This window comes from Actinokineospora auranticolor (assembly GCF_002934265.1).
Lineage (GTDB): Bacteria > Actinomycetota > Actinomycetes > Mycobacteriales > Pseudonocardiaceae > Actinokineospora > Actinokineospora auranticolor.
The window spans coordinates 1-25283 of the sequence record NZ_PTIX01000031.1 but is presented as its reverse complement, the minus strand read 5'-3'; the positions used below and the strand labels follow the sequence as shown (position 1 = coordinate 25283).

General features: G+C 72.8%; 18 protein-coding genes. 11 read left to right on the top strand and 7 right to left on the bottom strand.

Features of this window, described 5'->3' with window-relative positions; translation table 11 throughout:
- Positions 1-113: 113 nt before the first annotated feature.
- Genes CLV40_RS33095 through CLV40_RS33085 form a run of 3 tightly spaced genes read right to left on the bottom strand, consistent with a single transcriptional unit; the run spans position 114 to position 6899 of the window.
- Positions 114-4172: a non-ribosomal peptide synthetase gene (locus CLV40_RS33095; protein WP_181043897.1), complete on the bottom strand. Its 4059-nt coding sequence runs from the start codon at positions 4170-4172 to the stop codon at positions 114-116.
- 13 nt (positions 4173-4185) lie between these two features.
- Positions 4186-5616, bottom strand: coding sequence for a serine hydroxymethyltransferase (locus tag CLV40_RS33090; RefSeq protein ID WP_104482958.1), 1431 nt, complete (start codon positions 5614-5616; stop codon positions 4186-4188).
- A gap of 32 nt (positions 5617-5648) precedes the next feature.
- The gene (locus tag CLV40_RS33085) at positions 5649-6899 is read right to left on the bottom strand and encodes a MalY/PatB family protein (protein WP_181043896.1); all 1251 of its coding nucleotides are present in this window, start codon (positions 6897-6899) and stop codon (positions 5649-5651) included.
- Between the two features lie 309 nt (positions 6900-7208).
- Between CLV40_RS33085 and CLV40_RS33080 the strand changes: the two genes are divergently transcribed.
- The 8 genes from CLV40_RS33080 (at position 7209) to aroF (ending at position 18943) form a co-directional block, all read left to right on the top strand.
- Positions 7209-8687, top strand: coding sequence for an MFS transporter (locus CLV40_RS33080; RefSeq protein WP_104482956.1), 1479 nt, complete (start codon positions 7209-7211; stop codon positions 8685-8687).
- 95 nt (positions 8688-8782) lie between these two features.
- Entirely contained in the window at positions 8783-9550 is a 768-nt protein-coding gene (locus tag CLV40_RS33075) for a thioesterase II family protein (RefSeq protein WP_104482955.1), read from the top strand.
- Positions 9551-9681: 131 nt separating this feature from the next.
- Positions 9682-10350 carry a flavodoxin family protein gene (locus CLV40_RS33070; RefSeq protein ID WP_104482954.1) on the top strand — a complete coding sequence of 223 codons (669 nt, stop codon included), beginning with the start codon at positions 9682-9684 and terminating at the stop codon, positions 10348-10350.
- Positions 10350-11786 carry a phenylacetate--CoA ligase family protein gene (locus CLV40_RS33065; protein WP_104482953.1) on the top strand — a complete coding sequence of 479 codons (1437 nt, stop codon included), beginning with the start codon at positions 10350-10352 and terminating at the stop codon, positions 11784-11786. Before CLV40_RS33070 ends, CLV40_RS33065 begins: the two co-directional genes overlap by 1 nt.
- Before the next feature lie 100 nt (positions 11787-11886).
- Complete coding sequence (locus CLV40_RS33060) at positions 11887-13368, top strand: anthranilate synthase component I family protein (protein WP_104482952.1); 1482 nt, start codon at positions 11887-11889, stop codon at positions 13366-13368.
- Entirely contained in the window at positions 13365-14063 is a 699-nt protein-coding gene (locus CLV40_RS33055; protein WP_104482951.1) for an anthranilate synthase component II, read from the top strand. Before CLV40_RS33060 ends, CLV40_RS33055 begins: the two co-directional genes overlap by 4 nt.
- Positions 14064-14087: 24 nt before the next feature.
- Positions 14088-17840 (top strand): non-ribosomal peptide synthetase, encoded by a 3753-nt coding sequence (locus CLV40_RS33050; RefSeq protein ID WP_104482950.1) that lies wholly within the window; start codon positions 14088-14090, stop codon positions 17838-17840.
- Entirely contained in the window at positions 17837-18943 is a 1107-nt protein-coding gene (aroF, locus tag CLV40_RS33045) for a 3-deoxy-7-phosphoheptulonate synthase (RefSeq protein ID WP_104482949.1), read from the top strand. Before CLV40_RS33050 ends, aroF begins: the two co-directional genes overlap by 4 nt.
- A 78-nt stretch (positions 18944-19021) precedes the next feature.
- Here aroF and CLV40_RS33040 read toward each other — a convergent pair whose 3' ends face one another.
- The 3 genes from CLV40_RS33040 to CLV40_RS33030 form a co-directional block, all read right to left on the bottom strand.
- Positions 19022-19627: a hypothetical protein gene (locus CLV40_RS33040; RefSeq protein ID WP_146108354.1), complete on the bottom strand. Its 606-nt coding sequence runs from the start codon at positions 19625-19627 to the stop codon at positions 19022-19024.
- A gap of 98 nt (positions 19628-19725) precedes the next feature.
- Positions 19726-20496, bottom strand: a complete 771-nt coding sequence (locus tag CLV40_RS33035) for a TerC family protein (RefSeq protein ID WP_104482947.1) — start codon at positions 20494-20496, stop codon at positions 19726-19728.
- 119 nt (positions 20497-20615) lie between these two features.
- Entirely contained in the window at positions 20616-21479 is an 864-nt protein-coding gene (locus CLV40_RS33030; RefSeq protein ID WP_104482946.1) for an AfsR/SARP family transcriptional regulator, read from the bottom strand.
- Between the two features lie 229 nt (positions 21480-21708).
- Here CLV40_RS33030 and CLV40_RS33025 point away from each other — a divergent pair, with 229 nt between their 5' ends.
- From CLV40_RS33025 to CLV40_RS33015, 3 genes are read left to right on the top strand one after another with little or no spacing between them, the layout of a single operon-like run.
- Positions 21709-22650 carry a UbiA family prenyltransferase gene (locus tag CLV40_RS33025; RefSeq protein WP_181043895.1) on the top strand — a complete coding sequence of 314 codons (942 nt, stop codon included), beginning with the start codon at positions 21709-21711 and terminating at the stop codon, positions 22648-22650.
- Positions 22651-22707: 57 nt separating this feature from the next.
- On the top strand, positions 22708-23799 hold the full coding sequence (locus CLV40_RS33020) for a sensor histidine kinase (RefSeq protein WP_104482944.1): 1092 nt from the start codon (positions 22708-22710) through the stop codon (positions 23797-23799).
- Positions 23796-24458, top strand: coding sequence for a response regulator (locus tag CLV40_RS33015; RefSeq protein ID WP_104482943.1), 663 nt, complete (start codon positions 23796-23798; stop codon positions 24456-24458). Before CLV40_RS33020 ends, CLV40_RS33015 begins: the two co-directional genes overlap by 4 nt.
- Before the next feature lie 18 nt (positions 24459-24476).
- On the opposite strand, the gene CLV40_RS33010 is transcribed toward CLV40_RS33015, so the two are convergent.
- A complete protein-coding gene (locus CLV40_RS33010; RefSeq protein WP_245931727.1) occupies positions 24477-24686 on the bottom strand; it encodes a class I SAM-dependent methyltransferase in 210 nt (69 codons plus the stop codon).
- Positions 24687-25283 lie beyond the last annotated feature (597 nt).

Here is a 25283-nt window from a genome sequence, read left to right as displayed (position 1 = left end):
TTACGCCCCTGGCGGGCGCCCGCGCTGGGCCGAACGTCGGCGCGGGTGGTCCGGACGCGGGCGCGGCGACGCGGCGACCGGGTGAACCCGGCCGCCGCTTGCCGCCGTCCGACTCAGGTCAGCGGGTGGAAGGCCGACAACAGCTCGGCCAGCTCCCGCGCGTGGTGCTTGACGAAGTAGTGGCCGCCGCCAGGGATGACCGACAGCTGCACCGAGGACCCGAAGCGGCCCCACTCGACGTACCGGGTCTCGAAGCCGACCGTGGCGTGGTCGTCGTCGCCGATGACCAGCCGGATCGGCGCGCGCAGCGGCGGGCGCGGGGCCTGCTCGCTGTCGAGGAAGAACCCGGCGGCCTGGGCCATGTCGTGCCAGATGACCCGCAGGATGCCGTCGCGGTCCTCGTCCGACAGCACGCCGTCGAACCCGCCGAGTCCGCGCATGTGCTGGTAGAACGCCTCACCCGGGCCGCCTTCGCGGTGCACCCGCGCGACGCTGGCCGCCGGGTCGGGGTCGGGCAGCACCGCGCCGATGTAGACGGCGGTCAGCTCGACGCCCCGGTCCTCCAGCTCCTGGGCCAGCTTCACCGCGAGCGCGCTGCCCGCGCACTGGCCGTAGAGGGCGATCGGGCCGGTGATCCGGTCCAGCAGCTCGTCGGCGCAGCGGCGCGCGGACTCGGCGATGGGCACCAGGTCGTCGTCGGCGACGGACAGGTCGTGGCCGGGCAGCGCCGCCGCCCACAGCGCCAGCCGCTTCGGCAGCCGCTCGGCCAGCGGTTGGTACGACACGACGTTGCCGCCGCCGTAGGGCACGCAGACCAGCGTCAGGTCCGGGGTGCCGGACTCGGGCGTCAGCGGGTGCAGCAGGCGGCTCGCGCTCTCCGCCGCCCGGCCGGACCCGATGAACTCCGCCAGCCGCCGGGGCGTGGGGTTCTTGAACAGCTCCACCACCGGCAGGCCCGGCCGGACCAGCTGCGCGACCCGGATCGCCTTGAACGAGTCGCCGCCGAGGTCGAAGAAGTCCTCGTCGATGCCGATCGTGTGCACGCCGAGCAGCGACCGCCACACCTCGACGATGTGCTCCTCCAGCTCGTTGCGCGGCGGTCCGCCGGTGGTGCGGCCGGTGCCGCCCTCGCGGCGCGGGTCCGGCAGCGCCTCGCGGTCGACCTTGCCGTTGGGGCTGACCGGGATCTCGTCGATGACCATCAGCACCGGCGGCACCATGTAGCCGGGCAGCCGGTTCTCCAGGAACCGCCGCACCGCCGGGACGTCCAGCGCCGCGCCGGGCTCGGCCACCAGGTAGCCGACGAGCTGCCGGTCGCCCGCGTCGTCGGTGCGCGCGGCGACCACCGCGTCGCCGACGTCGTCGTGGTCGCGCAGCGCGGCCTCGATCTCGCCCAGCTCGATGCGCAGCCCGTTGACCTTGACCAGGAAGTCCTTGCGGCCCAGCAGCTCGATCACGCCGTCGCGGCGCCAGCGGGCCAGGTCGCCGGTCTTGTAGAGGCGCTCGCCGTCCCGGTCGACGAACTTCTCCGCCGTCAGCTTCGGCCGGTTCAGGTAGCCGCGCGCCAAGCCGACGCCTGCCAGGTGCAGTTCACCGGGGACACCCACCGGGACCGGTTGGCCCGCGTCGTCGAGGATGTACGCCCTCTGGTTGGCCATCGGCGTCCCGTACGGGATGGACGTCCACCCGGGATCGACGTCGCCGACCGGGTAGATGATCGAGTGGATGGACGACTCGGTCGCTCCGCCCAGGCTCACGAACGCCAGGTTGGGCGCCAGCGCGCGCACCCGGTCCGGCAGCGACACCGGCACCCAGTCGCCGCCGAGCCACGCCACCCGCAGCGCGGGCAGCGACACCCGCTCGGGGGCCGCTTCCAGGTACCCGGTCAGCAGGTCGAGCAGCGACGGCGCCGAGTTCCACACCGTCACCCCGTGCTCGACCAGCAGCCCGGCCCAGTGCGCGGGGTCCTTGGCGTGCTCGGGGTCGGTGAACACCGTGGTGCCGCCGGAAGTGAGCATGCCCAGCGTCTCGTAGACGCACATGTCGAAGCTGGGGGAGGACAGCGACAGCACCGAGTCGCCGGGGCCGACGCCGTGGCGGCGGTTGAGGTCGGTGAGGTTGTTGACCACGCCGCGGTGGGCCAGCTCGATGCCCTTCGGCGCTCCCGTGGAGCCGGAGGTGTAGATGACGTACGCGATGTCGCCGGGATCGGCGGTCACGGCCGGGCGCTCGGGGGAGGCCGCGGCGAGGACGTCGGTGTCGGCGGTGAGGTCGAGGACGCCGAGTGACGTCCCGGGTAAGCCGTCGCGGACCTCGGCCTCGGTGACCAGGTACGCGATCTCGGCGTCGTCGAGCATGAACGTCAGCCGCTCGGCGGGGTACGCGGGGTCCAGCGGCACGTAAGCCGCGCCCGCCTTGAGCACGCCCAGGATCCCGACCAGCAGCGACGGTGTCCGCCGCAGCGCCAGCCCGACCCGGCTACCCCGGCCGACGCCGTGCGCGACGAGGTGGTTGGCCAGCCGGTTCGCCGCCGCGTCCAGCTCACCGTAGGTCAGCTCCCCGCCGGGGTGCTGCGCGGCGACCGCGTCCGGGTCGGACTCGGCGCGGTCCTCGACTAGACCGTGCAGGGTGGCGTGCGCCGGGAACTCGGTGGCGGTGTCGTTGACCGCGACCAGCAGCTGGTCCCGCTCGGCGGCGGTGAGCAGCGGCAACGCGCTGACCGGCCGGTCGGGGTCGGCGATGGCCTCGTCCAGCAGCACCAGGTAGTGGCCGATCATCCGGTCGATGGTGTCGGCGTCGAACAGGTCGGTGCGGTACTGCACGCGGGCCCGCAGCCTGCCCTCGGACTCCCGGATGGACAGCAGCAGGTCGAACTTGGCGGTGCCCGCGTCGTGCTCGACCGGTTCCACGTCCAGCCCGGCCAGCCGGGGCCCTTCGTCCGGGGTGCTGTCCATCAGGAAGATCACCGGGGCCAGCGGGATGCGGCCCGGGTCGCGCACCGGCTGCAACTCCTCGACCAGCCGCTCGAAGGGCACGCTCTGGTTGGCGAACGCGCCGATCGTGGTCTCCCGCACCCGGTCCAGCAGCTCGCGGAACGTCGGCTCGCCGTCCAGCCTGCCCCGGATGACCACCGTGTTGACGAAGAACCCGACCAGCGACTCCAGCTCCGGCGACGGCCGCCCGGACACCGAGGTGGACACCGCCAGGTCCCGCTGGGCGCTGTAGCGCGACAGCAGCACGAAGAACGCCGACAGCATCGTCATGTACAGCGTCGCCCGCTGCTCGCGGCCGAGCGCGGACAGCGCGGCCACCCGGTCGGCGTCGAGCCGGAAGTACGTGACCGCGCCGTCGGGACCGGCCACGGGCGGGTGCGGCCGGTCGGTCGGCAGGTCCAGCGCGGGCAGGTCGGCCAGCTGCCGCCGCCAGTACGCCAGCTCCCGTGCCAGCCGGTCGCCGACGAGCGTGTTCTGCTCCCACAGCGCGAAGTCCGGGTACTGCACCGCCAGCGGCGGCAGGTCCGGCACGCGGCCGTCGTGGTGCGCCGAGTACAGCGCGGCCAGCTCCTCGTAGAACACCCGCATCGACCAGCCGTCGGTGACGATGTGGTGGATGTTGAGCAGCAGCACGTGCTCCCGCTCGGTGAGCCGGATCAGGCTGGTCCGCATGACCGGCCCGGCGGCCAGGTCGAACGGCGCGCCGCCGTCGGCCAGCACGTACCGCACCAACTCGGCCTCGCGCTCGCCCTCCGGCAGCCCGACCAGGTCCACCAGGTCCAGCCCCAGCGGGCCGGGCGGGTCGACCACCTGGAACGGCACGGCGTCGCGCGAGCCGAACCGGGTCCGCATCGCCTCGTGCCGGGTGACGATGTCGCGCAGGCTCGCGTTGAGCGCCGCCAGGTCCAGCTCGCCGCGCAGCCGCACCGCGATCGGGCAGTTGTAGGCCGGGTTGCCCGGGTGCAGCTGGTCGATGAACCACAGCCGCTGCTGGGCGTAGGACAGCGGGATCTCGGTCAGACCCGGCGGGCGCGGCGCCACCCGGTTGTCCTCGGCGGCGGTGCCGTCCTGGCGGCGCAGCAGCGCGGCCAGCAGCGCCCGCTGCGCGGGGCTCAGCGCCTCGACGCGCGCCGCCACCCCCGGGTCGGCGATGAGCGCCGGGTCGAAGATCTCGGTCATGGTGGTGTTCCCCTCAGGACGCTTCGGCCACGGCCGGGTGCCCGGCGCGGGTCCCATCGGTTACCGGGTAGGCCGGGATCGGGTGCGCCCGGCACAGCTCGCGCACCTGCGCGGACACCCGGTCCCGCACCTCGTCGGGCAGGGTGTACTCGGTGTCCGACCGGGCGGTCACCGCGCCGAGCACGGTGTCGAGCAGCTCCACGCAGTAGCCCATGTCCTGCGGCGCGAGACCGCGCAGCGCCAGGCCGTTGGTGCCGATCCGGATGCCGCTGCCCACCCGGGGCGACTTGACGTCCCACGGGATCCGGTTCTTGTTCACCAGGATCCCGCAGGACTCCAGCGCGCCTTCGGCGATGACGCCGGTCATCCCCGCCGACATCACGTTCACCAGCACCATGTGGTTGTCGGTGCCGTCGGTCAGCACCTCGTAGCCCAGGTCCATCAGCTGCCCGGCCATGGTGCGCGCGTCGGCGGTGATCCGCTGGGCCAGCGACCGGAACCCCGGCGTCGTCACGTACTGCAGCGCCCGCGCCTTCGCGGCGATCGAGCCCGGGTTCGGGGTGCCCTGGGCGAGCGGGAACACCGAGCGCTGCAACAGCTTCCGCAGCGTGGTGTGCGTCCCGGCCACCGGGGCGTCGGCGTCGCGGCCCATCAGGATCAGGCCGCCGCGCGGCCCGCACAGCTGCTTGTACGTGCTGGTGGTGGTGATGTGCGCGTGGTCGATCGGGCTCGGGTGCTCGCCCGCGACGACCAGCCCGGCCACGTGCGAGATGTCGGCGAGCAGGATCGCGCCGACCTCGTCGGCGATCTCCCGGAACCGGGCGAAGTCCGGGGTGCGCGGGTAGGCGCTCGCCCCGCAGACGATCACCTTGGGGCGGAACCGCTCCGCCAGCACCCGCACCCGCGTGTAGTCGATGCGGCCGGTGCCGTCGAGGCCGTAGCTCACGGAGTTGTAGTACTTGCCGGTGACCGACGCGGGGGAGCCGTGCGAGAGGTGGCCGCCGCAGTCGAGGTCCATCCCCATGATCGTGTCGCCGGGGGCCAGCAGTCCGAAGTAGACGCACAGGTTGGCCGCGCTGCCCGAGTGCGGCTGCACGTTGGCGTAGCGGGCGCCGAACGCGGCCTTGGCACGCGCCACCGCCAGCCGTTCGACGTCGTCGAGCACCCCGCAGCCCGCGTGGAAGCGGGCCCCCGGGTAGCCCTCCGCGGTGACGTTGGACAGCGCGCCGCCCGCGCAGGCCAGCACCGACGGCGGCGCGGCGCTCGCCGACGCCACCATGGCCAGCGTCCGCTCCTGCGCGCGCAGGTCCGCGGCCAGCAGCCGGTACAGCTCGGGGTCCTGCTCGGACAGGTCGGCCACGGCCCGCTCGGCCAGCAGCGCGGGGCCGGGGTCGGTGGCGCGCGGGCCGGGCAGGCGGCGCACGCCCGGTTCGGTGGTGGTCATCGGTGGCTCCTTGATCTGCGGTTCGCCGGGGGTCAGGCCGCCGCGGGCAGGGTCGCGACGTCGGCGGCGGTGTCGGCGGGGGCGGCCGGGGCGCCGTCGGCGAGGCCGTGGGCCAGCCGCCGCACCTGCTCGGCGACCAGCACCCGGGAGGTGGCGAACACGACCCGCAGGAAACCCGGGCTGCCGAAGTCGGCGCCGTCGGTGACCGCGAGCCGCCCGGCCCGCAGCGCCCGACCCACCAGGTCGGCCTCGCCGAGCCGGTCGGCGACCCGGCGGCAGTCCAGCCAGCCGAGGAAGGTCGCCTGCGGCAGCTGGTAGCCGATCTCCGGCAGGTCGCGGGCCACCAGCCTGCCCAGCAGCCGCCGGTTGGCGTCCAGCCTGGTCATCGTCTCGGCCAGCCACCGGCCGCCCTCGGCGAAGGCGGCGGTGCTGGCGGTCGCGCCGAGGATGCCCACGCCGTCGCGCAGCCGCGACGGCGCCGCCAGCAGCGCCTCGGCGGTCGCGGCGTCCCCCGGCACGCCGAAGGCGCACTTGAGGCCCGCCAGGTTCCACGCCTTGCTCGCCGAGATCCCGGTGACCGTGCGCACCCCCGCCGCCGCGGGCAGCGCCGCGAACGGCACGTGCGTCGACCCCGGGTACACCAGCGGGCTGTGCACCTCGTCGCTGAACACGGTCACCCGGTAGCGGCGGGCCAGCTCGGCGATCCGGGTCAGTTCGGCGGGCGTGTGCACCCGGCCGGTCGGGTTGTGCGGGCTGCACAGCAGGTAGATCCGCGCCCCGTCGCGGAAGCCGCGCTCGACCCCGTCGAGGTCGATCCGCCAGCGCCCGCCGCGCGGCACCATCGGGTTGGCCACCAGCTCCCGGCCGCGGTCGCGCACGGACTCGGCGAACCCGGGGTAGGCGGGGATGTCGGTGAGCACCGCGTCGCCGGGTGCGGAGCAGGTGTCGATCACGGCCTCGGTCACCCGGGTGACGTCGGCGAAGTACAGCACGCGGGACGGCGCCACGGCCCAGTCGAACCGCGCGCCGAGCCAGTCGGCGACGGCGCGCTGCGCCGGGCTGTCGTCGGTGAACGAGAAGGCGTAGCCGAGGTCGCCGCCGCGGTCGAGGTGCGCCCGCAGCGCGGCCAGCACCTCGTCCGCCACCGGCAGGTCCATCTCGGCGATGAACGAGGGCAACACGTCAGCGGGGTGCTGGCGCCACTTGGCACTGGTGCGCCCGCGCAGCACGGCCAGCGCACCCGCCGAGTCCAGCGATTCGTCGCGCTGAGGACTCCCCGTCATGGACATCCTCCTACTGCCACCTGGTCGAGACCGTCGGTACGGGTCCGAACGGGCAAGTTAGGCAGCGTTGGTGACGCCCCGGTTATTCAGTGGGTGCCCGGAATGGGCCGAACGACACCGTGTTCTCACGAACGGGTGGCGGCGCGGGGTGTGCCGGATTGTCTCCCCCGACGCGGGTGATCCCGGTACCAGAGGCCGGTTTGCCACAACCGGCGCGTAACCGGGGGTTCGTACGTTCGGCCGACACGTCAAGTCCGGCACCGGCGAGGGAAAGCGATCGGTGTCCACGTCGATGGGAGTACTTGGGTCATGGCACACCTCGAGAGCACGAGCGCGGCGCCTCCGGCTGATCCGCGGCGATGGCGCGCGCTCGCGGTGCTCGCACTCGTGCAGTTCATCATCTTCCTGGACGTCACCATCGTCAACGTGGCGCTGCCGTCGATCCAGGCGGATCTCGGGTTCACCGCGGACGGGCTGACCTGGGTGGTCAACGGCTACCTGTTGGCCGCAGGCGGTCTGCTGCTGCTGGGCGGCAGGCTCGCCGACATCGTGGGCCGCAGGCGGATGTTCTGCGCGGGCGCGGCGCTGTTCGCGGCGTCCTCGCTGCTGGCGGCCACCGCGCAGAACCAGGAGATGCTCATCGCGGGCCGCTTCGCCCAGGGCATCGCGGAGGCGATCGCCGCGCCCGCGGCGATGTCGCTGGTGGCGCTGCTGTTCACCGACCCGGGCGAGCGCGGCAAGGCGTTCGCGATCTGGGGCGGTCTGGCCGGTCTCGGGTCGGCGGCGGGCGTGCTGCTCTCCGGCGTGCTCACCGAGTTCGCCAGCTGGCGCTGGGTGTTCTACGTCAACGTGCCGCTGGCGGTCATCCCGCTGCTGATCGCGCCGAAGCTGCTGTCGGAGTCGAGGATGGCCGGTGCGCGCAAGCCGAGCTGGATCAGCGCGATCCTGGCCACCGGCGGTCTGGTCGCGATCATCCAGGGCGTCCTGTCCGCGGCGACGCACCCGTTCGGCAGCGGCCCGGTGCTGTGGCCGCTGGTCGGCGGCGTCGCGGCGCTGCTGCTGTTCCTGGTCATCCAGGCCAAGTCCGAGAACCCGCTGGTGCCGCTGAGGTTCTTCGCCAACCGCACCCGGGTCACCGGCAACGTCTCCGTCGTGTTCCTCGCCGGGTCCACCGCGGCGATGTTCTTCCTCGTGGTGCTCTACATGCAGGAGGTGCTGCACTACTCACCGCTGCAGGCGGGGTTGGCGTGGTTGCCGTTCTGCGTGGTGTTCGTGCCCGGCCTGACCATGGCGACGAAGCTGCTGCCGCGCGTGGGTCCACGCGGGACGCTGGCCGCCGGTCTGCTGGTCGCCGCGGCCGGGGTGCTCACCCTGACCTGGGCGCCGGTGGACGGCAGCTACTGGCTGAACCTGCTGCCCGCCTTCGTGCTCATCGGGTTCGGCGGCGGCCTGGCCAACCCGGCGGTGCAGACCGCCGCGCTGGCCGACGTGTCCCAGGAGGACGCCGGCCTGGGCTCCGGTGTGCTCACCACGATCCAGCAACTGGGCCAGGCGCTGGGCCTCACCGCGATCGTCGCGGTGGCGCTAACGCACACCGCGAGTCTGGTCGCGGGCGGCACCGCCGCGGCGGAGGCCACCACCGGCGGCTACCGGTTGGCGTTCCTGGTCTCGGGCATCGTTCTCGTGGTCGGCGCCGCGCTGGCCGTGGTGCTGCTGCCGTCCGCCAAGCGGGCGGGCGCGGCCCAGCCCGCGGCGTCCGACGAGGTGGCGGAGACCGCCGCCGCCTGAGTTCGGCGCTGCTTTAAACCGGTCCGGGTGGCGGCTTCCGCCACCCGGACCGACTCTTACGTGTCGAGTGTCTGATATGGACTGGGAGGGACGGCATGCGGGACGCGTCCGACTGGCTGGTCAACCTCACTCCCCGCCGCCGAGGTCGGGTGAGCCTGCTGTGCCTGCCGTTCGCCGGTGGCGGCGCGGGCGCCTTCCACGACTGGCCCGACGGGCTGCCGCCGGACGTCGAGGTGTGGGCGGTCCGCCTGCCGGGCCGGGAGAGCAGGCTCGTCGAGGAGCCGTACCGCGACCTCGGCGCCTTGGTCGACGCCCTCGTCCCCGAGGTCGCGGGCCTGGTGGGCACGCCGTACGCGGTGTTCGGGCACAGCATGGGCGCGCTCGTCGGCTACGAGCTGGTCCGCCGCCTGCGCGCCGCCGGGCTGCCCGAACCCGGGCTGCTGGTGGCCTCCGGGCACGACGCGCCGCACGTGGCCGCGCACCCCCGGCAGCTGCACGCCATGCCGGACCCGGCGCTCGTGGCCGCCCTGCGCGACTACGGCGCCACACCGGACACCCTGCTCGCGCAACCGGAACTGCTGGAGCTGTTCCTCCCCACGATCCGCGCCGACTTCGCGGTCGTGGAGACCTACGCGTACCGACCCGGACCGCCGCTGCGGTGCCCCTTCGCGGTGCTGCGCGGTGTGGCCGACCACGACGTCACCCCGGCGGGGTGCGCGGCCTGGGCGGAGCTGACCGCGGGACCGACCGCGCAGCTGGCGTTCCCCGGCGGTCACTTCTTCATCGACGAGGCCCGCGAACGGGTCCTGGCCGAGCTGACCGAGCTGCTCGACGGCGTCGGCCGCGCCCGGCGGGCCGCGTGACGCGATGTGCCCGGTTCGTCCGTCTCCGCGCGTCGACGTCCACGCCCGCACCGGGTGGATCTTCGCGTAACCGAGCGGCAACCGGCTGTTCCTACCTTTCCCGCAGAACGAACCCGAGGGAGGCAGTAGCCGTGTCCACACCAGTCAGGATCGTCGCCATCAACGGATCGGAACGGGACGGCAACACCGCTGATGTGCTGCGCTACGCCGCGGCGATCGCGGAGCAGCGCGGCGCCGAACTGGAGGCCGTCGACCTGCGCGACCTGAACATGCTGCGCTGCGGCCCGTGCGGCGACTGCAACGACCGGCTCGTCCGGTGCGCGCAGACCGACGACATCCCCGGCGTGATCGACAAGATGGTGGCCGCCGACGGCATCATCTTCGCCGCCCCGGTGCACGGCTTCGGGTCCGCCAGCCTGATGCAGACCTTCATCGAGCGCGCGGGCGTCGGCTACCTGCGCTTCGACCGCCCGCTGTCGAACAAGGTCGCGGGCGTGATCTCCGTGGCCCGCCGCTACAGCGCGGGCGAGGTGTGGGCGCAGTTGAGCGTCAACGCCCTGCTCAACCGGATGATCCTGGTCGGCAGCGGCTTCCCGTCCCAGGTGCACGCGCTGCACCGCGGCGACGCGCTCAAGGACGACGAGGGCCTGACCAACGTCGGCCGGATGGTCGAGCGGATGATCGACATGAGCACACTGCTGGCCGAGCACCGCCGCCTCACCGGCCGCGAGATCCTCAGCGTGGCCGACCGCAACGAGCGGGTGGGCCTGCCGCTCAACGAGCTGCAGGAGCACCTGTGATGACCGACCTCCCCGGGATCGCCGCGAAACTGGCGGACGAGCGGGCCTTCCGCGCCACCTACGGCCTGCTGGCGGGCCGCTACTTCGACGGCACCCTCACCGGCGCCGAACTCGCCGGCTGGCACGCGAGCCAGCTGACCAGGGTGCTGCGGCACGTCACCGCGAAGTCGCCGTTCTACCGCGAGCACCTCAAGGGCGTCGACATCGAGGCCGTCACCCCCGAGACGCTGTCGCGGCTGCCCTTCACCACCAAGGCCGACCTGCGCCGCGAGATGTACGACGTGCTCTCCGGCAGCCCGGCCGACGCGCGGATCTACTACGAGACCACCGGCACCACCGGCCCCTCCACCCCGTGCCCGCGCGGCGCCAAGGACATCGTCGCCAGCAACTCCGCCGTCGAGGAGTCCTGGCGGCGGCTCTTCGCCGCCCGCTTCGGCGACCGGATGCCGGTGGTCGGCCTGATGGGACCGACCGAGCTGTACGCGTTCGGCGACGTGTTCACCGATGTCCTCGACCGGCTCGGCGGCTGCCACGCGAAGATCTGGCCCGAGTCCCCGCGCGTTGGGTTCCGCAAGGCCCTGCGGCTGATCAAGGACCTGGGTGTCGAGGTCGTCGTGGGCGCACCCGCGCTGTGCCTGAGCCTGGCCAAGGCCGCCCGGCACTACGACTACGACCTCGCCGACCTGCCGATCTCGATGTTCCTGGTGCTCGGCGAGATCTGCACCCCCGAGTTCCGCGCCAACGTGTCCAGCATCTGGCCCGGCGCCACGGTCTACCCGACCCTCTACGGCTCGCAGGAGACCCTCTGCATCGCCACCGGCGCCGAGACCGGGAACCTGCACCTGTCCGAGCTCAACTACATCGCCGAGCTGGTCGACCCGGACACCGGCGAGCACCTCGGCCGCACCGGTGAGGGCGAACTGGTGCTCACCATGCTCGTCGAGGGCATCAAGCCGCTCATCCGCTACCGCACCGCCGACCTGGTGCGGATCACCGATCCCGGCCCGGGAGCCCCGCTGCCCGGACCGGTCGTCGAGGTGATCGGCCGGGTCGCCGACCGGATCGCGCTGGGCACCGCCCGGCTGCAGCCCGCCGAGCTGGAGTCCGCGGTGCTCGACGGGGTGCGCGGCTGCCTGGGCTACCAGGTCGTCATCGACCGCGACGCCGACGGCGCCGACGAGGTCACCGTCCGGCTGGACCTGCTCCCCGAGCTGAGCGGCGACCCGGACGAGGTCCGCGCGGGCATCGCGGCCCGGCTGCGCGAGCGCGCCGGCGTGGCGGCGGGCATCGCGGTGGAGTCCGAGCTGGACCCGGTGACCAGCACCGGCGCCTTCGTCAGCTGGAAGGCCGCGCGCATCCTCGACCACCGCACCGAGGCCGACGACGCCGTGCGCGTCGCCCGCGAGGTCGCGCACCGCTACGCCATCACGACCTGACGGCCCCACCCCGGCGGTCCGGACCCGGACGGCCCCGCCCCGGCGACCCCGTGCCGCCGGGCGCCCCACCGTCGGCAGGCAGACAACCACAGGAGACGTTATGGACTCCCCACCCCACAGCGTGCGGGTGACCACCGCGCGGGTGGCGCGGCCCCTCGTCGACCCGCTCACGGCGTACCTGGCGCTCGGCGCGCGGTTCGGCCGCGACCAGGTCTACCTGCTGGAGTCCGCGGGCGGCCCGCCCGGCGACTGCGGGCAGCACGTGGTCGGGTTCGCCGAGCGGCTGAGCATCTCGGTCACCGCGGGGGAGGTGCAGGTGCGCGGCGCCGACGCGGTGCGCGCGGCGGTGCTGGCCAGGGTCGAGCCGCTGCTGACCGCGGACGGCACCCGGCTGCGGGACAACCGCGGCCTGTGGGCGCTGATCCGCGCCGCCGAGTCGGTGTTCGAGGTGACCGGCTCGGCCACCGGCTTCGAGTTCGGCTTCCTGGCCTACTTCGGCTACGACGTGGCCCGCTACATCGAGGACCTGCCGCACCTGATCGAGAGCGACCCCGGCGTGCCCGACGTGCACCTGGTGCTCTACCAGGGCTTGCTGCGCACCGACCTGGTCACCGGCGACGCCGAGCTGCTGGTGCACACCAGCCCCGCCTGGCCGGACCTCGACCTCGGCGAGCTCTCCGACCTGCTCGCCGCCGCCGCGGACCGGCCCGCCGACCCGGGCGCGGACGCCCCGTCGGCGGACGAGGTGATCGAGGACGACACGGCGCGCGAGACCTACCTGCGGCACGTGGACAAGGCGCTCGGGCACATCGCCATCGGCGACATCTACCAGGTGCAGCTCGGCCACGAGCTGTCGATCCGCAGCGACTCCGACCCCGTGCGGGTGTACCGGCGGCTGCGGGAGCGCAACGCCTCCCCGTACATGTACCTGACGCCGCTGGGCGAGCACACCGTCGTCGGCGCCAGCCCGGAGCTGTTCGTCCGGGTCCGCGACGGCGAGGTCGTCATGCGGCCCATCGCGGGCACCCACCCGCGCGGGGTCGTCGACGGGGAACCGGTCGACGACGAGGTCGCGGCCGCCGCACTGGCGAGCAGCCCCAAGGAGATCGCCGAGCACGTGATGCTGGTCGACCTGTGCCGCAACGACATCGGCCGGATCTGCGGCAAGGACACCCTCGAGGTGCGCGAGCAGATGGTCGTCGAGCGCTACTCGCACGTGCTGCACCTGGTGTCCACTGTGGTTGGTCGGGCGGCGCCGGGCACCGACAGCTACGACGTGATCGCCGCGCTGTTCCCCTCGGGCACCATGACCGGCGCGCCGAAGATCCGCGCCATGGAGATCATCGAGGCCACCGAGGCGCGCCGCCGCGGGCTCTACGCGGGCGCCATCGGCCTGATCGGCGCGGGCGGCTACCTGAACCTCGCGCTGTGCATCCGCACGCTCATCCACTCCGGCGGCGTGTACCGCACCCGGGCCTCGGCCGGGGTGGTCGCCGACTCCGACGCCGGTCGCGAGTGGACCGAGACCCTGGCCAAGTCGAGCGCCGCCTACTGGGCGGTCACGGGGAGGGAGCTGCTGTGAGGGTCCTCGTGGTCGACGCGTTCGACAGCTTCGTCTACATCATCCGCCAGTACCTGCTCTCCGCGGGCGCCGAGCCGCTGGTGGTCCGCTCCAACGAGCTGACCCTCGACGAGATCCGGCTGATCAAACCGGACGCGGTGCTGCTGGGCCCCGGCCCGGGCCACCCGTCCGAGTCCAGCCACGTCGACATCGTGCGCACCTTCGGCGACCAGGTGCCGATCTTCGGCATCTGCCTCGGCCACCAGGCCATCGGGCTCGCCTTCGGTGGCCAGGTGGTGCCCGCGCACCACCTCATGCACGGCAAGACCAGCCGGGTCCGGCACGACGGCACCGGCGTGTTCACCGAGATGCCCGAGGACTTCGCCGCCACCCGCTACCACTCGCTGGTCGTGGTGGAGAACAGCGTCCCGGACTGCCTGCAGGTCAGCGCCTGGTCCTGCGACGACCGGTACGTGATGGGCCTGCGGCACCGCTGGCTGCCCATCGAGTCGGTGCAGTTCCACCCGGAGAGCATCCGCACCGAGGACGGCATGCGGCTGATCCACAACTTCGTCCGCACCCACGGCCGCCACCCCGCCTGGCACCGCAGGCGGGTGGCGCACCAGGCCGAGCTGTACCGGCCCGAGCCCCTCCGCGCCGCCCGCACCCTGCCCGACCTCGGCCACCCCGGCCTGTCCCAGGCCCTGTCGGCCTGACGAGTTGCGAACGAGGAGAATGCCGTGCACGACAGCCAGGACACCACGGCGTGGCAGCAGCACCTGGCTGGCGCCCCGCTGGTCAAGCCGATCCCGACCGACCGGTTGCCGCGCGCGCCGCGGCTGGTCGAACCGCTGGTCTGCGCGGTGCCGCTGAGCGAGGCCGCGCAGCGGGAGCTGATCGGCGCCGACGGGACGCTCGCCGCCGACCTGCCGATGGCCGCGCTGGCCGCGTTGCTGCTGCGCTACACCGGTGAGACCGACCTGATCATCGGCCAAGTCGACGAGGAGTTGACCGTTCCGCGGTTACCCGTGCACGGGGACACCCGGATCGGGGACCTGCGCGCCACCGCCGTCCGCGCCATCAAGGACGCCGCCGTGGTCGGCGCGGTCGACGGCGCGGAACTGCTGCGCCTGTGCGAGACCGACGGCGCCGCCACCCAGGCCCCCTGCCACGGCCTGATCGCCATCCGCCCCGGCGACAAACCCGGCCACCACGCCGATCGGCACACCGAGAGCGAACTGCACTACGCCGACATCGTCGTCGTGCTGCAACTGGTGCGCGGCAGGCCGCGGGCCGCGCTGGTCGGCAACGCCGCGCTCTACGAGCGCGGCACCGTCAACCGGCTCGCCAAGCACCTCGGCGGCATGCTGGAGGCGATGGTCGGCGTGGCCGACGACCGCACCGTGTCGGTGCTGCCGCTGCTGGACTCCGCCGAGCGCGGGCAGATCCTGCTCGGCTGGAACGACACCGAGGAGGAGGTCGACCCGCGCCCGGTGCACGAGCTGATCGCCGGGTTCGCGCGGTCCACCCCGGACGCGCCCGCGGTCGTGCACGAGGGCGCCACCACCACCTTCGCCGAACTCGAGTCCGGCGCGAACCGGATGGCCAACCACCTGGTGTCGCTGGGCACCACCCCCGGCAGCAACGTCGGGGTGTTCATGGAGCGCTGCCCGGAGAGCCTGCTGACCCAGCTCGCCATCTGGAAGGCGGGCGCCACCGCGGTGCTGCTCGACCCCGAGTACCCGACCGAGCGGCTGGCGTTCATGCTCCAGGACTCCGCGGCCGTCGCGGTGGTCAGCAAGCAGCACCTGGCCGCCGTCCTGCCGCTCGACGAGGGCGGCGCCCGGCCGGTCGTGCTGGTCGACCGGCACGCCACCACCTGGCAGTCCGCGCCGGACACCGACCCCGCCGGACCGATCGACGACGAGAGCATCAGCCACGTCGCCTACACCTCCGGCTCCACCGGCGTGCCCAAAGCCGTACTGCTGCGCCACGGCCCGCTGCGCAACACCGTGCACGTGCTGATCCGCGAGTGCGAGATCACCGCCGGGTCGCGTGGCACCTGGCTGTGCTCGCCGGGATTCGGCCTGGTCGAGGTCGACTGCTTCCCGGTGCTGGCCGCGGGCGCGGTCGTGCACATCCCGGACCCGACCGTCGCCGCGTCGCCGGAGCAGCAGCGGGACTGGTTGGTGGACACCGGGATCACGCACACCCTGCAGCTCACCGCCATGGCCGAGCGGCTGTGGACGCTGCCGTGGCCCGCCGAGTGCGCGCTGCGCTCGATGCGGATCGCGGGGGAGCGGGTCCGCGCCTGGCCGCCACCGGAACTGCCGTACACGGTGCTCAACGTCTACGGCTCCGCCGAGGCCAACGTGGTGACCACGTGCGACCTCACCACGACCGCCGCCGCGCTGACCGGTGACGAGCGCGCCGCGCGCATGCCCCCGATCGGCCGCCCCGTGGCGAACGTGCGCACCTACGTCCTGGACGAGCGCCGCGAGCCGGTGCCGCCGGGGGTGCTGGGGGAGCTGTACATCTCCGGCGAGAGCCTGTCGCGCGGCTACCTCAACCGGCCCGACGCCAACACCGAGAAGTTCCTGGACAACCCGCTGGCCGACGACCCGTACCCGGTGCTCTACCGCAGCGGCGACGTCGCCAGGTACTGGCCCGACGGCGTCATCGAGATCGTCGGCCGGATCGACGACGAGACCAAGGTGCGCGGCTACCGCGTGCACCTCGGCGAGGTGGAGAGCGTGCTGGCCGCCCAACCCGGCGTCCGGCAGTGCGCGGTGCTGGCCCGCGAGGACACCCCCGGCTACCGGCGCCTGGTCGCCTACATCGAGCCGGACCCGGTGGCCCCGCCCCAGGTCCGCGTGCTGCGCGGCGAACTGGCCCGGCGGTTGCCGCCGTACATGCTGCCCGCCGCCTACGTCGTCGACCAGCTGCCGACCACGGCCAACGGCAAGATCGACCGCGCGGTCCTGGCCCCGCCGCCGCGCACCCGCCCCGACCTGGAGACCCCGTACCAGGAGCCGACCACCGCGCTGGAGCACCGGGTCGGCGAACTGCTCTCCGAGGTGCTCGGCATCGACGAGATCGGCGTCCTGGACGAGTTCTTCGACCTCGGCGGCGACTCGCTGCGCGCGATGCGGCTGCTTTCGGGGCTCCAGCAGGAGCTCGACGTGTCGCTGACCATGGCGGACCTGTTCCGGGCGCCCACGGTCCACGGCATCGCCCAGGTGATCGAGGCCGCTCGGCACGGCGCGGAGAGCCACGCCCTGGTGCACGACGCCGCCAACCGGTACCAGCCGTTCCCGCTCACCGGCGCCCAGCGGCAGCTGTGGCGGGTGCGCGGCAACCGGCCCGGACCCGCCGAGGTCTACGAGTGGCGGCGCGACTGGCTCGACGTCGACCGGTTCACCGCCGCGTGGACCGAGGTCGTGGCCCGGCACGACAGCCTGCGCACGGTGGTGCGCGCCAGCGGCGAGCAGGTGGCCCTGCGCGAGGGCCCGCCGCCGGAGGTCGTCGACCTGGGTGTGCTGTCCGAGCCGGAGGCGCTGGCCCGGGTCGCCGAGGCCCGCGCGGACCTGCGGGACACGGCCGAACCGCACGTGCTGCGGCTGAACCTGCTGCCGGACGGCTCGGTGGTGGTGCAGCTCGCGGTGTCGCCGCTGACCGTCGACCTCGACAGCGCGCACCGGGTGCTGCTGCCGGAACTGGCCACCGCGTACGAGGAACCGGGCACGGTCGAGGCACCCGCCATCACCTTCCGCGACTACGCCCAGAGCTCCCTCGCCAAGTGGGCCGAGGCGGACGCCGACGGCGGTGCGGAGCGGAGCGGACCGTGCCCGTCGGGCGGGGTGCGCGCGCACCTCGTCGAACTGCCGGTGTCGGTGTTCGACGGCCTGCGCGGCCGCGCCGAGACCGCCGCGGCCACCCCGGCGGACGCGATCGTCGCCGCCCTGCACGACGTGCTGGCCGAGACCGACCTGGGCTGGCTCACCGGCGACCAGGAACTCACCCCGCTCGCCGTGCTGGCGGGCCTGCGCGTGGCCGGTCACCCGCAGGTGGCGGCGCTGGTCGGCGGCTTCGCCGGGTCCCGCCCGGTGGAGCTGGCCGACGGCGGTCCGACCTTCGCCGAACGCGCCAGGGCGGTGCCCGACCGGCTTGCGGACCGGGTACCGGCCCGCTGCGCGGTGCAGATCGGGGTCGCCGTCGACGGCCCACCGCCGGGGCGCGCGCAGGCGGACCCGGTCACCGCGGTGGTGGCGTGCGGCGCGTTCGCCGTTGTCGACGTCCGCGTCGTGCTCGACGACGACGCGCTGCGCGCGCACTGGACCGCCCCCGAGACCGCGGACCCGACCCGGGTGGCCGCGCTGGCCACCGCGTACCGCGACCGCCTCACCCACCTGGCCACCGACGACGCCCCCTGGTGGGAGGGCGTCGACGCCTACAACAAGTCGCGCCCCGCCACCCCCGGGAGGACCCCATGACGGTTGTGATCCGGCTCCACCAGCACGCGACCGACCAGGACAGAGCCGAAGTCGTCGACCGCGTCGGGCGGACCGGTGTGCTGCCGCGGATCCACTCGACCACGCTGGTCTCCACCTCCGCCCCGGTCGCCGACGTCTCGGCGGCCGTGGCGGACCTGACCCAGGTCGCCGAGGTCGACCGCATCGGCGCCGACTACCCCAAGGCGGCCAAGCGGTCCCGGGCCACCGGCTCCGTGGTCCGCCTGGGGCAGACGGTGATCGGCGGGACGGGCTTCGCGGTGATCGCGGGCCCGTGCTCGGTGGAGAACCCGACCCAGATGACCGACACCGCCCGCGCCGTCCGGGACTCGGGCGCGCACGCGTTGCGGGGCGGGATCTTCAAGCCCCGCACGTCGCCGTACTCCTTCCAGGGCTTGGGCCAGGCCGGTCTGGACCTGGCCCGGGCGGCGAAGGAGGAGACCGGTCTGCCGTTCGTCACCGAGGTGGTCGACGTGCGGGACGTGGAGCTGCTGGCGGAGTCGGTCGACATGCTCCAGATCGGCGCCCGCAACATGCAGAACTACGCCCTCCTGCGGGAGGTCGGCGCCACCCGCGTCCCGGTCCTCCTCAAGCGCGGCCTGGCGGCCACCGTCGACGAGACCCTGCTGGCCGCGGAGTACCTGCTCGACGGCGGCAACGAGCAGGTGGTGCTGTGCGAGCGCGGCATCCGCACCTTCGAGACCAGCTACCGCTTCACCCTCGACATGGCCGCCGTGGCCGTGTTCCGGGAACGGACCCACCTGCCCGTGATCGTCGACCCGAGCCACGCCGCCGGTGAACGGGGCCGCGTCATCCCGCTGGCCCTCGCCGCCGCCGCGGGCGGCGCGGACGGCATCATCGTGGAGTCCCACTGCGACCCCGCCGCCGCCCTGTGCGACGGCAAGCAGGCCCTCCCGACCTCGGACCTGCCGGAACTGATGCACCGACTCCGCTTCGCCGCCGCCGCGGCGGGCCGCCGCCTGGAACCCCTGGCGGGCAACCACCCCACGGTCCTGGTCACCGACCCGGCCCCGACGACCCCCACCGCCAACCCGACCCGCTTCCGCGCCGAACGCGCCAGCTGACCGAACCCACCCCGGCCGGGTGGCGGAACCGATCTCGCGGTCCCGCCACCCGGCCGAGTTCGTGGGCGGGCCGCGGCACTAGATTCGGGAGAGGCAGAGGACGTGGGTGTCGGCCTTGTCGTCGACGGTCATGGCGACGTGGGTGCTCTCGGGTCGATCGAGGCAGTCGGTGGACGAGATGGTCTTGGCCAGGATGTCGACGACCCGGTAGGAGCCCGACCGACACCCGGGATCGAACAGCAGGGAAGCGCGGCCCTCCGGGGTTCGCAGACAGGCACCGGGTTCTACGTCACCGATGTCCTCGCCCACCACCGCGAAGACGATGGGGAGCTGGTGCCGGGTCGGCGTGCCCTCGAGGGCCTTGCGCCCGCCGCCCACGGCCACCGGGCGCGGCTCCGACTCGCGGTCCACGTACGCCAGGAAGTCGTGCACGAGGACGTAGGCGGTGGCGCAGGCCACCACCATCGCGGCGAACTTCGTGACCTGCTTCGGATCGACCTTGGCCCGCACCAGGCGCACCCGGACGTAGGGACCGTCCGGCTCGGTCCCGATCGGCAACAGCGCGCCGTCGTGCACACCCGCGGGCGCGTGCACCTTCACCGTCCGGTTCTCCCCGTGTACCACCGTGGTCACCGGAACGACCACCACCCCCGCGCCGCGCGGGACCTCGATCTCTCCCGTCACCCGCGGCGGCACCCCTGCTTCGTCAACCATGATCACTGCGACGCGAGGGTTGCGGGTTCGGTTACCGACACCACCTGAACGGCCGTACGGCCCCCGGGTCATCCCGGAGCGGACGGTTCCTCGCGGTCTTCCTTCACGTACGTGGGGTGCAGGTGCACCGGCGCCTTGGCCCGCTTCGCGCGGGCGCGCAGGTTCAGGAACTCCACGAAGATGGAGAACGCGATCGGGCCGTACACGTAGCCCTTGGGGATGTGCTGGTCGAAGCCCTCCGCGATGAGGCTGCCGCCGATCAGCAGCAGGAACGCCAGCGCCAGCATCTTGACCGTGGGGTGCCGGTTGACGAACTTGCTGATCGCGCGGGCCGACACCAGCATGATCACCATGGCCACGACCACCGCCGCGATCATGATGCCCAGCTCGTCGACCATGCCCACCGCGGTGATGACCGAGTCCAGCGAGAACACCACGTCCAGGATGAGGATCTGGACGATGACGCCCGCGAACGACACCGCCTTGCGGTTCGTGGTGTGCTCGGCGCCTTCCAGTTGCTCGTGGATCTCGTAGGTGGCCTTCCCCAGCAGGAACAGACCGCCCAGCACCAGGATCAGGTCGCGGCCGGAGATCTCCTGGCCGAACAGGGAGAACAGCGGCGCCGTCAGCCCGATCACCCAGGACAGCGACGCCAGCAGGAGCAGCCGGGTGATCAGCGCCAGCGACAGGCCGATGATCCGGGCCCGCTGCTGCTGCTCGACCGGCAGCCGACCCGCCAGGATCGAGATGAACACGATGTTGTCGATGCCGAGCACGATCTCCAGCACCAGCAGCGTGCCGAAGGCCACCCACAGCTCAGGGCTGAGCATCCAGTCCATGTGGCCTCCCGGTCGCCGAGGACATCCCAGGGACATGGTCACGCACGCCACGCCCACATCCTGGACATATCTGACATAACGACCGCGACACTACCCGACCGTGCGACCCCGCCGCCGGGTCAGCTCGCGTCCCGGATGGCCAGGGCGCGGTGCGGGCGGACCACGCGGGGACCGGGGACGGCGCGCAGCGGGGCGGCGGCGCGGCCCTCGCCGCGCATGGCCGCGAAGTACGCGCGCTCGGTCTCCTGGTTCGGCCGCACGCCCAACTCCTCGGCGAGCCTGCGGGTGCACATGTCGTGCCAGCGGCGCACCGCGGCCAGCTCGCCGAAGCGGCCGTGCGCGCTCATCACCATCTGGTAAGCCGACTCCCGGTACGGGTCCAGCTCGATGGTGCGCCTGCACCAGCGGACCAGCTGGTCGAAGTCGCCGACGCGGGCCGCCTCGGTGCTGAGCCGGTCCAGCGCCCGCAGCGCCAGCGACTTGCACCACTCGCGCTGCTCCACGATCCAGTCCGCGCTGTCGCCGGGCAGGAAGTCGCCCTGGTACACCTCCATCGCGGCCCGGTACGCCGCGACCGCGCGCGGGGTGTCGCCGACCTTGTCCGCCGCGCGACCCGCCTCGACCATGGCCTCGAACTCGTCGACGTCGACGGAGATGCCGTCGGCGTAGAGGGCGTAGCCGAAGTCCTGGTGCACGATCCGCACACCGCTGGTGTTGGTGCCGTCGGGGCTGGTCTGCAGGATCTGCCGCAGCGCGTGCATGGCGACCTTGAGCGAGCTGGAGTTCGGCGACCAGTCGCTGTGCGGCCACAGCACCTCGTGCAGCTTGTCCCGCAGCACCACCCGGTCGCGGTGCACGAGCAGGTACTGGAAGAGGCTGCGCGCCTTGCCCGCGCGCCATTTCCGGACCGGTCGGCCGTCCAGGCGCAGCGAGAAGGAGCCGAGGAGTGTCACGGAAACCCGGACGGCGGTGCTGGCGGTCATTGGTGTTCCTCCCCCAACAGGCGCTGCCGATGCGGTCGGCAGGTGCGTACAGTGCGAAGCTATCCCCAGGTCAGGGCGGTTCCAAGGCGGTTACGACCGGGGGTGGAGCAAGTGTGGTCCAAGGGGGTAGCGGCACTGTTACCTTGGTCGTAGCGCAGGATGTGCCGTGCGGTCGCTTCCGGCGGTCGCGAAACATCGGCCACTATTGGCCATGGTCATTTACCCTGGCGTGACGAACCTGTTCGGATTCGACTCTCCCAAGGCGAACACCGACGCCGCGACCGGCATAGCCGCCCGGGGGATTTCCACCACCCGGGCGATACGACTGGCCCTGCGCGAGGCGCGATGGACCGTTCAGCTTATGTACCTGCTCCGATTCGCCATCGGCGCGCGCTTAGCGGACCCGTCGGGTCTGCTCTTGTGGCACACCTCCGTCGGAATGCTGGCCTGGTTCGCGGTGTGCGTGGCCATCTACGCGCTGAACGGGATATCCGATGTGGACGGCGACCGGCGCAACGGCTCGCGCAGACCGATCGCGACCGGCGCGCTGCCCGTTCCCGCCGCGTGGCGGGCGGTCGCCTGCCTGTCCGTCGTCGGGGTGGCCGCCGCGGCGCTGGTGTCGGCGGCGCTGGTGCTGCTGACCGTGCTGATGCTCATGCTCGGCTGGGCCTACTCGTTCGGCCCCCGGCCGCTGAAGAACAGCGTGCCGGGGCTGGTGTTCAGCGGCACTGCGCTGGGCGCGCTGACCTACCTGGCGGGCGCGGTGGCGGTGCGCGGGCCGGTGCCCGGGGTGGACATGGTGGTGTTCGCGCTCGGACTGTCGCTGTGGATGGGTGTGGTGGGCACCGCGACCAAGGACCTCAAGGACGTCCGGGGGGACCGGCTCGCGGTGCGCCGCACGCTGCCCATCCTGCTCGGCCCCGAGCGCGCCACGACCCTGGCCCGGGTGCTCGCCGTCGGCTACGGCGCGGCGTTCCTCCTGGTGTCCACGGCGTTCGCCCCTGGGGTTGCCCTCCCGGCGCTCTGCGTGCTCGCGGGCGGCATTATGCTCGCCGCCGCGCCGTGGGTGCTCCAGCGGACGCGGAAGTCGCCGCGGCCGGATTGCGGTAAGGATGTCTACCGCGTTTATATGGTCACTCAGTACGTCGCCAACCTGGCATTGCTGGTGTGATATTCACCGATCGGCGCGGTGATCCGTAAACGGCATGGGGCGGTAGGGTGGAGGGCCATGACGCGGAACTCGGCCGAGGGTGGGGGCGAAACCGGGAACGGTCTCACCTCCGCCGTGCGAGCCCGGATTCTCGACACCTATCTCGACCGGTTGGCGGACCTGGGTAACCCGATCGCAGGCAACCCGGAGTGGCTGGGGCAGGCCATGCACCAGGCGGAGGCGGTGCTCACCGACCTGGCCCGCGCCGACCTCGGTGGCGTGCGCGGCTACGACCGCTCGCACCTGGCGCTGGACCCGCTCAGCGCGGAGATCGGCGGCGAGCGCGCGGTCGCGGGCATCCACCCCACGGAGTCGCTGCACGCGGCCACGGTGCTGTTCTCCACCGTCATCGACGAGATCGTGCCCGCCGGGACCGCGGACCCGCGCGCGGTGATCGCGCTGAGCGAGGCGCTGCACGCCGCGATCATGCGGCGGGTGGGGGTGGCGACCATCTCCTACGCCGGGTTCCTGTTGAAGAAGGTGCACAACTCGCACCTGGAGGAGCGCCACCGCATGGCCCGCGAACTGCACGACCGGGCCGCGCACGCGGTCGGCGTGGGGCTGCAGAACCTGGAGCTGCACGACATCTACATCAACGACCAACCGGAGCGGTCGGCCGCCAAGCTGGAGGTCGCCAAGGGCGCGCTGCGCGAGGCGCTCAAGACGGTCCGGGCGCTGTCGGCCGAGCTGGGCAGCGCGGTGGGCGCGGACGGGCTGGTCGCGGCGCTGGGCAGGTACCTGAAGGTGAGCGTGCCGCCGGACATCGACGTCCGCTTCACGTGCAGCGGCGACGACCAGACCGTGCCCGACACCTACCGCGAGGAGGTCTACCTGGTGCTGCGCGAAGCGGTGCGCAACGCGTTGCTGCACGGCGACCCGGGCAGGCTCGACGTGTGCGTCGACGTCGAGGCCCGCGGCCTGCACGGCGTGGTGCGCGACGACGGCGACGGGTTCGACGTGGCGCGGGTGCGGCAGGAGGACCGGGGCGTGGGCCTGACCTCGATGCGCGAGCGGGTCGCCCTGCTGGGCGGCACACTGACGATCACCAGCGCGGCGGGTCGCGGCACGACCGTCGACATCCGCGTGCAACTGCCGGAGGTGGTCCGGTGAGCGGGCCGGGTTCCCAGGACGAGGTCGCGATCGTGGTCGTCGACGACCACACCCTGTTCCGCGAGGGCCTGCGCGAGATGCTGCTGACCGACCCCCACTTCCGCGTGGTCGGCGAGGGCGCGTCGGGCACCGACGCGGTCGCCTTGGCCGAGCGGTTGCAGCCGGACGTGGTGTTGCTGGACGTCGAGATGCCCGGCCCGGGCGCGCGGGTCACGATCAGCAGGCTCCGGTTCGCGGCGCCGTTCACCAGGATCGTCATCCTGACCATGCACGACGACCCGGTGCTGGTGCACGACCTGCTGGAGTCGGGGGCGTCGGCGTACATGGTGAAGACGGTCGCGAAGGACGAGCTGATCGCCGCCGTCCGCTCGGTCACGAGGGGTGACGGCAACGTCGTGGTCTCGGTCTCCCGCACCACCATCGAACGCCTGGACCGCCAACAACCGGCGGGCAAGGTCGTCTCCGAACGAGAACTCGAAGTCCTCAAACTCCTGGCGAAGGCCAAGAGCAACGCCCAGATCGCGTCCGAGCTGTTCATCACCCCGGGCACGGTGAAGCGCCACCTGACCAACATCTACGCCAAACTGGGCGCGGTGTCCAGAATGGACGCCGTCCGCAAGGCCACCGCCGCCCGACTGATCAAGGGCGTAGAGGACTGAGCGGTACGCAAGGGACGATCACACGACCCGGTGACCCGCCTCGGCGAGGAGGACGGACAACGACCCGGTCCCACACCCGAGGTCCGCGACGGCCGAACCCGTGGGGATCAGCGGCAGCAGCAACTCCGCCCACGCCGCCCGCACGACGGGATCCCGGAGCCCGTGGTCGGCCTCGTCGTCGAAGGTCGCGGCGTGCTGGTCCCAGAAGGCGCGTGTCTGCTCCGGCATTCCCGGATTCTGCCCTCGCCCGATGCGCGCGGTTTCGGCCGATCGGGTGGCTCCGGTAACGAGCGCCGAGGCGGGCGCGTCTGAAGGGGCATGGGGGATAGGGGAGTGCCGCGGGTGGTGGGGGACGTCGCCGTCCCGCGTGGGGCGGGGGTTGTGGTCGTGCCGGTGGCCGCGGTTGTCCACGGGCGGAGTCCGACGGTGAAGGTGTCCGTGCAGGCGGGGACGGAAGACGGCGCCTTGCTGCCCGCCTCAACCCCGCCTGCCGACCGGGCTCCTACCGGGCCGTCGCCGAGTTCGCCAGGACCCGGGAACCGAGGGTCTGCCTCGACCACCCCGGCCAACCCCCCGCCTTCGTCGCCTACACCCCTTCCCCGACCCACTCCCACGTCCTCTGCCTCACACCCAACGCCCCCTAGCCGCAATGCCGGTCGGTTAGGTGGTTTCGGCTGGTCGGCGGCGGTGTCGGGTCTTGCTGGGCGGGGTGAGGGTGATGTTCGAGTGAGGTGGTCGGCTGTTTCGGAGTTGTTGTCGGTGTCGTGCGCGTTTGACCGGGAAGTTGCTCATTTTCCGTTTGATCACCCGCGGGTAGCTCCGGTG